Source organism: Legionella bozemanae (assembly GCF_900450575.1).
GTDB lineage: Bacteria > Pseudomonadota > Gammaproteobacteria > Legionellales > Legionellaceae > Legionella > Legionella bozemanae.
On record NZ_UGGY01000001.1, the window covers coordinates 2,271,789 to 2,281,683 of the forward strand.

Genomic DNA, 9,895 nt, shown 5'->3' on the forward strand with positions numbered 1-9,895 from the left:
ATAGATAATTATATCAAGTTCACTGAAATTTCTTTTTCATTAGGATAAAACGCTTCAGCCTTCCTGCAACATCAACGGGATAAGCTGCCCATTTGTCCAATCAATTACGTGCCCTTCCACAATTGTTTCGCGTAATTCCCCGCGGCATCCATGAATGACCATCGAACTGGAACCCGCGGACAAGCCGCGGGATGTAGGCAGGAAATCGCAATATCCTACATTCCGCACTTTATATCGGAGAGAGCCTCACAAAATTTAAACAGGAAATACGTATTCTACAGCCTAAATGATTTCTAAAAGACTATTATCCCTGCGAAGGCACTGAGGGAGGCCGCAGCTTATTTGAAATCTCACCATAAGGAGCGGTGAGTTCAGCGCTTTTTTACTGCTTTGGAGAACGTAATAGTTCCAACATCAACTTCGCAGCTAATTGTTCTGCTTTTCTACGGTTAGAGCCTTGGCCAAAAGTTTTTTGTTTTGCTCCTGTCACCGTGCAGGTTATATAAAATATTTGATTATGCTCATCACCTTCAACCTTAGTCAAGGTATACTCTGGAAGAGCCATTTTTTCAGCTTGCAAATATTCCTGCAGCTGAGTTTTTGCGTCTTTTAAACAATCATTTAAATTAGAGTCTTCGAGTCTGGAACGATATAGTCCCAGAATGACTTTTTTTGCAGGCTCTATTCCACCATCAAGAAAAATTGCTGCAAAAACAGCCTCCATAGCATCTGCAAGGATTGAGGCGCGACGAAAACCACCACTTTTTAGTTCTCCTTGCCCTAAAAAAAGAAAATCACCTAAATCAATTTCTTTAGCCAATTCAACCAACATCTCACCTCGAACCAAAAAAGAACGCAAGCGACTTAATTGGCCTTCACTTTGCATAGGAAATCGATGAAACAGTTCATTGGCAATTACAAAACTTAAAATTGAATCTCCAAGAAACTCGAAACGCTCATAGTTTTCACTACCTACACTACAATGCGTTAAAGCTTGCTTGAGATAAGCAATGTGATTAAATTGATAATTTAACCGTCTGCATAACCTTTCTAAATCAACTTTCACTGCCTGTTACAACCTCTTCAGTATGATCAAATAATCCTTTTATCGACTTGATAACAGAGTAATACTGCAAGTAAACTGAAATAAGACGCATTACTATCGTTACCGCCATAGACAACCACAACTACTGTAAATAACATTCCCTATAAAAGTCATTCCCTTTTGCTTGTGCATTCGTCATTCCTTTTTTCTGGGGCCTATTACCATTTTGAGGCATCAAATTGCGAGGAGCCCCTAATCGAAGTATTTTGCTTGAAAATCAATACTCCAAATTTATGGGATTAATTTTCCTATTCTTGACCAACGCACGTTATCAGTCTTGCCATTCCAACTCATCCAAACTAAAAATGCTTTACCTCGTAAATAAGATTCAGGTACATAACCCCAGAATCTACTGTCTGCACTATCATCTCGATTATCACCCATCATGAAATAATTCCCCTCGGGTACTACAATATCAAAGTCCACAGCAGGAACATCCGTTCGAACGAAAATATTATGCACTGTACCATTTAAATCTTCTTTATATTTAGCTACAGCCTTTCCAGAACTTTCATCAATAGTGTACCCAAGAAAAGTCTGCTTTGCTTCCTTTCCATTAATTGTCAATACCTTATTGTGATAACTAATTTTATCTCCAGGGACTCCTATTACCCTTTTAATATAATCGAAGGAAGGGTCAGGCGGCCATCGAAATACAGCAACCTCTCCTGTTTTAGGATCAGAAATTGAAACAACTTTTTTTTCCCAAACAGGAAGTCTTAACCCATAAATAAATTTGTTTACCGCTACGAAATCACCAACAAGCAATGTAGGCTCCAATGAGCCAGAAGGAATGCGGAAGGGTTCGATAAGGAATGAACGTAAAATTAAGACAATGAAAAACACAGGAAAAAAAGATCGTGAATATTCGATAATACGATTGGGCTTTTGATTCTCAGTGCGTTTTTTTGACCAGAATATGATGTCTAAAAGATAAATAAACCCACTGACAAAAGATAGGACAACCAATATTAAAGCAAAATTCATAAATTTATATCCTAATCAAACTTAATTTTATAATGAGACATCACTGGCATGGGTATGCCGCCCTTATATTAGACCTCTTTTTTCAAACTCTATTGAGGGATGAATTGCTTCGTCGGTGCAGTGCTCGAATCCTGCGCACCTCACTCCCTCAACGAGCTTCAAAGAGTCTATTTCTTTTTATCTGTTTGAAAAACAGCCATAAAAGCCTCTTGAGGTATCTCCACATGCCCCACTTGTTTCATGCGTTTCTTCCCTGCCTTCTGCTTTTCTAATAATTTTCGTTTTCGGGTCACATCACCACCATAACATTTTGCAGTAACGTTTTTACGTAAAGCCTTTACTGTTTGTCTGGCAATGATATGACTGCCCAATGCCGCTTGAATTGCTACATCAAACATCTGCCGTGGAATCAAATCTCGCATTTTTTCAGCAATTAGTTTTCCACGACTTTGTGCCGAAGAGCGATGAACAATAACTGAAAGCGCATCCACTCGTTCGCTATTAATCAAAATATCCATTTTCACCAAATCGGCTTCTTGAAAGCGTAAAAAATTATAATCCAAGGAAGCATAACCACGACTTACAGATTTTAAGCGGTCAAAAAAGTCAGAAACCACTTCACTCATTGGAATATCATAGGTCACAGAAACCTGGCGACCACTGTAAGTCATATTAACCTGAACACCACGACGTTCAATACACAAACTAATAATTGAGCCAAGGAAATCTTGAGGCACCAGTATATTTGCCCTCACAATCGGTTCGTACATTTCTTTAATTTGTGGGAGCGGTGGCAGAAGTGATGGATTATCAATCAACAGCGTCTCGCCTTTTTGAGTCAAAATTTGATAAACTACAGTAGGAGCAGTAGATATTAAATCAAGATTGTATTCCCTCTCCAGACGCTCCTGTACAATTTCCATATGCAGCATACCTAAAAAGCCGCATCGGAAACCAAAACCTAACGCCTCAGAAGATTCAGGTTCATAAAATAATGAAGCATCATTGAGACTTAATTTAGCTAAAGCTTCGCGAAATGCCTCAAAATCATCCGAACTTATAGGAAATAAACCAGCATACACTTGTGGTTTTACACGCTGAAACCCAGGAAGTGGTTTATCTGCAGAATTTTTTTCCAGAGTGAGTGTATCACCTACTGGAGCCCCCTGAATTTCTTTAATTCCTGCTACCAAATAACCTACTTCGCCAGCATTTAACACATCCAGCTTGGTACGTTTGGGAGTAAATATGCCTACTTGATCGACTTCATAAGATCGGCCGGTAGACATCACCCTCATTTTGTCACCTTTACGTATTGAGCCATTTACAATACGCACTAATGAAACCACACCGAGGTAACTATCAAACCATGAATCAATAATCAATGCTTGCAAAGGTCCATTGATATCACCTTCTGGCGGTGGAATATGAGTCACTAAAGCTTCAAGTACATCTTCTACACCCAAGCCGCTTTTGGCACTAACTCTTATTGCATCATGGGCATCAAGACCAATAATGTCTTCAATTTCTGAAATGACACGCTCTGGCTCAGCTTGTGGTAAATCAATCTTGTTGAGTACCGGCAAAACAGATAATGATTGATCTATGGCAGTATAACAAACCGCTACCGTTTGTGCTTCCACACCTTGAGCTGCATCAACAACAAGAATCGCCCCTTCACAAGCCGCAAGTGAGCGGGATACCTCATAGCTGAAATCTACATGTCCTGGCGTATCAATAAAATTCAAGAGATAGGTTTTACCATCTTTTGCTGTGTAATTTAATGAAACACACTGGGCCTTAATCGTGATGCCTCGCTCTCGTTCTATATCCATAGAATCAAGTACTTGAGCACTCATTTCACGCTCAGTTAAACCACCACAAATTTGGATAAATCGATCTGCCAAGGTTGATTTACCATGATCGATGTGGGCAATAATTGAAAAATTGCGAATTCGCTTTAAATCACTCAACTGAAATAACCTTTTTGCAAATAGCGCATTCTAGCTTAAATATGCGTAGCCTTAAAGTATTTGCTAATACACTGCATTTTTTATAAAATTTATCGTTTCGATTTATATTATTAGGAGGGGCTATGCGACGAATACCATGTTTTGGGTTTATTGCAATAATACTGCTGCTTCTTTCATTCTCAACTTATTCAGATACCGCATTTACTCAAAGAAAAGAGGTACAACTTTTTATCAAAAATATGGTCAAAGAGCATCATTTTAATGCTAAAGAGCTTACAGCAATAATGAATCAAGTTGTTATTCAACCCGATATCATCGAATCAATGGAAAAGCCTTATGAAAAGAAAAATTGGGATGTTTACAGAGATTTGTTTCTGACTCCTTCGCGCGTAAAAGGCGGATTGGATTATTGGGTTGCTAACAGAAAAGCATTAGAAAAAGCACAAAAAAAATATGGTGTTCCTCCAGAAATTATTATTGCGATTCTTGGTGTAGAAACATTATATGGAGAACGACAAGGAGAGCATCGAGTTCTTGATGCCTTGGCGACATTGGCTTTCAACTATCCCAAGCGTGCACCTTATTTCACTAAAGAATTAAAAGAATACTTGCTTCTTTGCCGTGAACATGGAGTACCAGCAACCCAATACAAGGGCTCTTACGCTGGCGCCATTGGCCAACCACAATTTATGCCAAGCAGTTACCGTAATTTTGCGGTGGACTTTAATAATACAGGCAAACGCGATCTCGTATCTAACAACGCTGACTCCATAGGAAGTATTGCTAATTATTTCTACCATCATGGTTGGAAGCCCAATGATGGAGTTGCCCAACATGCTAAACTCATAGGGAAACACTACAAACGCATTCAAGTCAATCCTAAAAGAGCAAATTATTACTATTCACAATTAATTGCACATGGAGTTAAACCTGTAACTGCAGCACATAATCATCCTTCACGTGCCGCATTGATTGAGTTGGTAACCGCTAAAGGAAATGAATATTGGATAGCTTATCCTAATTTTTTTGTAATAACCCGTTACAATTCCAGCCCCCAATATGCGCTTGTAGTTTATCTGCTGGCACAACAATTAAAACAACAATGGACGGCAATGAATATAAAAAAACATAGAGCCTATGCTTAGGAATGGATACCCTTTTTCTTTTTGCAAAACATCTTGATGAAGCAGGATGTTTCTGCCTCAAAATGAATGCGGATGGAGTATTAATTGCTCCACCTGCACAACGTAGTTTTGACGAAATCAAATCATTACAAACTGAGTGTAAAACCTTAGTTATTGAAACATGTGAACATGTTAGTCTTCTTAATCTGGAGCTTTCATGGCTTCCAGAAAGAAAAGCAAGAGCTGCAATTCCTTATGCTTTAGAAGAGAAAGTAGCACAACCTGTAGATGAACTTCATTTCGCTTTTGATAAAGTACACTATCAAAACAATCAATACCTGGTAACTGTTGTAAGCAAACAGCGAATTCGATATCTGATGCAACTACTCAATGAACAAAATATCGAATTTTCAGCAGTTACTGTAGATTGGTTTGCTTTAGAACCACAAGAGTTATGTATTAGTGAAAAAACATTAATCATCAATTCAGATGATTTCAAAGGAGCGCTTTCTGGAGAATTAGCAGACATCTATCTAAAAAACCATCCACAATATCAGCCCCTACTTTTTGCAGACAGCGCAATCCCAATTGATCCATCATTACCTAAAAGCCAGGAAACATCACATACCTGGATTGCTCAAAGAATACTTAAATCTAAGTTAATGAACCTCTGCCAAGGAGAAATGCAACATGGAAATAAAGGAGATTTAATTAAAAAAGGATATCAGCTCGTCGGGGTCCTTTTTTGCTTTTGGCTCATTTCTCTACTCGTAGTGAATGGTATCAAATTGCATTTATTAAATAAGCAAACTCAAAAAATTGATGAACAAATTGCAGTGATTTATCATGAGTTTTTTCCTGGTGCAAAACAAATTATTAGTCCTAAATTTCGCATTACACAACTTTTAAAAAGTAATAATACAGAAGAGCAAAATCGCTTTTGGTTTTTACTAAATCAATTTGCTAAAGTAATGAAAAATGATCACAATGCTCTTGAGCAATTACGCTACCAAAACAAAACGTTATCTGTGACAATAATCAGCACAGATTTTGCCAGCTTAGAAGAGTTAGAAAATGAATTAAAAAAACTGCAACTCAAGGTAAAACAAACTCAAGCATCGACTCGTGAACAACAAGTTGTGGCAACTTTGGAGTTAATGTGAAAGCCTATTTAAGCACACTAAATGAAAGAGAAAAGTGGATGTTGATTGGCACTGCACTGTGTCTTTTCCTTTATGTTTATTATTTATTTTTGTATAGCCCATTGAGCCAACGAGTCACCCAAAAATCAACTCAGTTAGCAGAGAAAACGGCTACGCTGAATTGGATGCAAAAAATAAGACAACAAAATCATGTGAAGCAAACAAAAAAGAAAGCTGTTGATAATAGCCAACTTTTAACAACGCTGGCAACGCAGCTAAAAGATGATCCAACTCTAAAATTTCCCTATCAGTTACAACAAACTGGCTCAGGGGATATTCAGCTTACTTTTGATGCTGTTGCTTTTAACCTATTTATTGCTTGGCTGGAAAGGATAAATCAACACTATGCGATTACGGTAAAACAATTTGAGGCGGATCGCTCGAAAACTCCAGGTATAACTCGATTAATGATTCTAATTAGCTCAGCCTCTAAAACAACGTAGTCTCGCAATTAAGGATTTCATAAAAAATAAGGAAGTTTCATGTCACATTCATCGGTTAAAATCGTTCGTTTTCATTAAACTGGAAGTCCAGAAGTATTAAGGAGTCAATGAAATAACCAAGGGAGTAAATATTGTTTTCGATCCAATTGCCAGTAAGGGCATTGAGGCTCTTGCAGAAACGCTTACTCCAGGCGGGATACTTTTTGTTTACGGGAATTTATCTATGGAACCAATCACACCGCTCCCTCTTTTTACTGCTTTAAAAAAAGGAATTTCAGTACGTGGCTATACGCTTTTTGAAATTTCTACTCAGCCTGATGTTCGCGCAAAAGCTGAAAAATATATTGTTGAGCATTTGCAGAATGATTTATTTGAACCTCAAATTGCTAGAACTTTCTCCTTGGGGCAAATAGTAGAGGCCTATAAATATATGGAATCAAATGAGCAAATCGGCAAGATTGTAGTAACACCTTAATGCCATAAGTTCCCGGGGTTCGGTTTTGTCTAAACGCGGGAACTCATTGCGCTCTATTGTTGCACACTGCTCCAGTTAATCACTGAAGCACTGCTTTTAATTTCGGGCGGTAATGCGTTTAATGCCTTTTGTGCTTCTTCTGCTGTGCTGTAGGTTCCATATACCCCCTTATAACGCGTTTTACCATCCCGATCATATTTTACCTGCGCTATTCGATCATTTTTTGGCGCTTTATAAAGAACTTGCGCTACTCGAGATGCCTTATCCCCTTCTACCAATTCAATAGTATAACCTTGTGGATTTTGACTATTTACCCAATTCTGATCTCTATCCTTAAAAGTAGTTGGAGAATGCAATTCGCCAACATAGTATGAATTAGGAACCTTAACTTCCTGTTTTTGTTGGTATCTATAGTCGTAATTAACCATATTGTAACTATTAATAGCATAAGGTTCTGTGATATCAGTATATGAATACGCTGGATACGTCATATAGTTACTTTCTTTAGTACAAGAAGACATTGTGAAAGCACAAATTGCTATGAGTGCCAAATTTATGTTCTTATTCATTGTCATTCCTCTATTTATAATTCTTCTTGTTTATTCCTATATCTACAAATTTAAGAAAAACTTTAGGAAATTGTGTTGTTAACGAACAAATTATGCCTTACAGTAATTGTTTTTTATTTTATATTGCAAAACTTATGTGGACACATCGACGCTCTGGACAAACAAATCAAAGAGGAAATCAGGATCATCGAGACCCTTATGAACGAGACCGAACACGAGTAATTCACTGTCCAGCATTCAGGCGACTACAAAGAAAAACACAAATTTTAGGGACTGATGAAGGAGATTTTCATCGCACTCGCCTCACACACTCCCTGGAAGTTGACTCAATAGGCCGCAGCATCGTACACAATCTTCTAATGAGCCAAGAAAAACATATTGGACTTGCTGGTCTATTACCTAATGATGATCTAATTTCTGTTATTTGTTTACTGCACGATATTGGCCATCCCCCTTTTGGCCACGGTGGCGAGGTCGCTCTAAATTATATGATGCGCGATTATGGAGGGTTTGAAGCCAATGGACAAACTCTGCGATTGCTGACCAAAGTAGAAAGCAGTTATGGAACCTACGGTCTTGATTTAACTCGGCGTGCGTTACTCGGTATTTTAAAATATCCGGTGAAACGTTCTGCTGTTGTGGCACCCCAAAAACCTCCAGTTCATGAGTCCATTCATAAAACCATCAAAATTAATGACTGGTTACCACCTAAAGCTTATTTTGATTGCGAACAGCCCGAGATTGATTGGTTGCTATCGCCCTTTTCCAATAGTGACAAAGAATTATTTCAATCGCTGTCACAAATGCCGCATAATACTAAATCAGGAAAATCAGCCTATCATAGTTTTGATTGCTCCATTATGGATATTGCGGATGATATTGCTTATGGTGTTCATGATCTTGAAGACGCTATTCATTTACGTCTTATCAATCCCTCTCATCTAGATACATCTAAGTTTAGAGAATTATTAAACAACACCTTATTGGCTGATCGACAAAATCAGTTAATAGATTCGTTATTTTCTCCAGATCTTTATTCAAGAAAACAAACTATAGGGGAAATGGTTAATTATTTTATTACTTCGACACAAATCATAATAACCAACGAAAAATTTGAAAATAATTTGCTTAAATACAATCTGGCACTCACTCCTGAGGCAGATGCCCTTCTGAACTATTTAAAGCAATGCATCTATGATAACGTTATTGATTCCCAGGAAGCACGTACTTTTGAATATGGAGGTCAAACGGTTGTACTAAGACTCTTCGATGCTATTAGTTCAAATCCAGGTAGTTTATTAGATAACAAAAATAGAGTTTTGTTTAAACAAGCTGATGATGAAACCTCAGCCTATCGAATTGTATGTGATTATTTGGCCAATATGACGGATGAATATGCCTATAGAATGCATGAGCGACTGTTTGGATTTAATACAAGAACAATTTTTGAAAGACTTTAAGGATTCATCAGACAATCAAAAAAGAGGATACAAGGTAACTTATATAGTGTAAGTTACTTTTTTTACAAATGGATAATGAGAAATCGAATAACCCGAAATATGCAGAATGCATTCGAATTCAAATCATTTGAGCTATAACAGAAATTTAGTGATTATGCTGAACGTCTTAGGTATTGGTTTAAATGTTGCTATCGATAAAAACAATCAAATCTGAAGTGGCGTCCCCAAGGGGGTTCGAACCCCTGTTACCGCCGTGAAAGGGCAGTGTCCTAGGCCGCTAGACGATGGGGACCTGGATCTTTAACAACTTACAACATTATACTACAAACTACAAACACCAACAATGGCGTCCCCAAGGGGGTTCGAACCCCTGTTACCGCCGTGAAAGGGCAGTGTCCTAGGCCGCTAGACGATGGGGACCTTGAACGTTTTCCCATCAACATCAAAGATGTTGATGGTGGAGCTAGGCGGGATCGAACCGCCGACCTCTTGCATGCCATGCAAGCGCTCTCCCAGCTGAGCTATAACCCCAAAATTAGGTTCGCAGTTTAATGAGC

The 9,895-nt window shown here is 38.1% G+C and carries 9 protein-coding genes and 3 tRNA genes; 5 read left to right on the forward strand and 7 right to left on the reverse strand.

Translation table 11 applies throughout. The features are described 5' to 3' along the window. Window positions 1-382: 382 nt before the first annotated feature. From rnc to lepA, 3 genes are all read right to left on the reverse strand, one after another. On the reverse strand, window positions 383-1,066 hold the full coding sequence (gene rnc, locus DY223_RS09965; RefSeq protein ID WP_058458857.1) for a ribonuclease III: 684 nt from the start codon (window positions 1,064-1,066) through the stop codon (window positions 383-385). Window positions 1,067-1,336: 270 nt separating this feature from the next. Next, on the reverse strand, window positions 1,337-2,092 hold the full coding sequence (gene lepB / locus DY223_RS09975; protein ID WP_058458858.1) for a signal peptidase I: 756 nt from the start codon (window positions 2,090-2,092) through the stop codon (window positions 1,337-1,339). A gap of 167 nt (window positions 2,093-2,259) precedes the next feature. Further along, window positions 2,260-4,065: a translation elongation factor 4 gene (gene lepA, locus DY223_RS09980; protein ID WP_058458859.1), complete on the reverse strand. Its 1,806-nt coding sequence runs from the start codon at window positions 4,063-4,065 to the stop codon at window positions 2,260-2,262. 122 nt (window positions 4,066-4,187) lie between these two features. On the opposite strand from lepA, the gene mltB reads away from it, so the two are divergent. The 4 genes from mltB (at window position 4,188) to DY223_RS10000 (ending at window position 7,309) form a co-directional block, all read left to right on the forward strand. Then, on the forward strand, window positions 4,188-5,210 hold the full coding sequence (gene mltB / locus DY223_RS09985; RefSeq protein ID WP_058458860.1) for a lytic murein transglycosylase B: 1,023 nt from the start codon (window positions 4,188-4,190) through the stop codon (window positions 5,208-5,210). A gap of 2 nt (window positions 5,211-5,212) precedes the next feature. Continuing rightward, a complete protein-coding gene (gene gspL, locus DY223_RS09990; RefSeq protein ID WP_058458861.1) occupies window positions 5,213-6,352 on the forward strand; it encodes a type II secretion system protein GspL in 1,140 nt (379 codons plus the stop codon). Beyond that, entirely contained in the window at window positions 6,349-6,834 is a 486-nt protein-coding gene (lspM, locus tag DY223_RS09995) for a GspM family type II secretion system protein LspM (protein ID WP_058458862.1), read from the forward strand. Before gspL ends, lspM begins: the two co-directional genes overlap by 4 nt. 130 nt (window positions 6,835-6,964) lie before the next feature. Next, window positions 6,965-7,309 (forward strand): zinc-binding dehydrogenase, encoded by a 345-nt coding sequence (locus tag DY223_RS10000; protein WP_259293090.1) that lies wholly within the window; start codon window positions 6,965-6,967, stop codon window positions 7,307-7,309. Window positions 7,310-7,362: 53 nt separating this feature from the next. Here the strand turns inward: DY223_RS10000 and DY223_RS10005 are convergent, their stop codons facing one another. Continuing rightward, window positions 7,363-7,878, reverse strand: a complete 516-nt coding sequence (locus tag DY223_RS10005; RefSeq protein WP_058458863.1) for an SPOR domain-containing protein — start codon at window positions 7,876-7,878, stop codon at window positions 7,363-7,365. Window positions 7,879-8,012: 134 nt separating this feature from the next. On the opposite strand from DY223_RS10005, the gene DY223_RS10010 reads away from it, so the two are divergent. Continuing rightward, window positions 8,013-9,338: an anti-phage deoxyguanosine triphosphatase gene (locus DY223_RS10010; protein ID WP_058458903.1), complete on the forward strand. Its 1,326-nt coding sequence runs from the start codon at window positions 8,013-8,015 to the stop codon at window positions 9,336-9,338. Between the two features lie 216 nt (window positions 9,339-9,554). On the opposite strand, the gene DY223_RS10015 is transcribed toward DY223_RS10010, so the two are convergent. The 3 genes from DY223_RS10015 to DY223_RS10025 form a co-directional block, all read right to left on the reverse strand. Continuing rightward, window positions 9,555-9,630 (reverse strand) — tRNA-Glu (locus tag DY223_RS10015). Window positions 9,631-9,682: 52 nt separating this feature from the next. Continuing rightward, window positions 9,683-9,758: transfer RNA gene (locus DY223_RS10020), tRNA-Glu, on the reverse strand. A 35-nt stretch (window positions 9,759-9,793) separates the two neighbouring features. Next, window positions 9,794-9,869, reverse strand: a tRNA-Ala gene (locus tag DY223_RS10025). Window positions 9,870-9,895 lie beyond the last annotated feature (26 nt).

Excerpts from the sequence above, each read along its gene's own strand:
- lepB (WP_058458858.1), bottom strand. The coding sequence starts at position 2,092 with ATGAATTTTGCTTTAATATTGGTTGTCCTATCTTTTGTCAGTGGGTTT.
- mltB (WP_058458860.1), top strand. The coding sequence starts at position 4,188 with ATGCGACGAATACCATGTTTTGGGTTTATTGCAATAATACTGCTGCTT.
- DY223_RS10005 (WP_058458863.1), bottom strand. The coding sequence starts at position 7,878 with ATGAATAAGAACATAAATTTGGCACTCATAGCAATTTGTGCTTTCACA.
- DY223_RS10010 (WP_058458903.1), top strand. The coding sequence starts at position 8,013 with ATGTGGACACATCGACGCTCTGGACAAACAAATCAAAGAGGAAATCAG.
- gspL (WP_058458861.1), top strand. The coding sequence starts at position 5,213 with ATGGATACCCTTTTTCTTTTTGCAAAACATCTTGATGAAGCAGGATGT.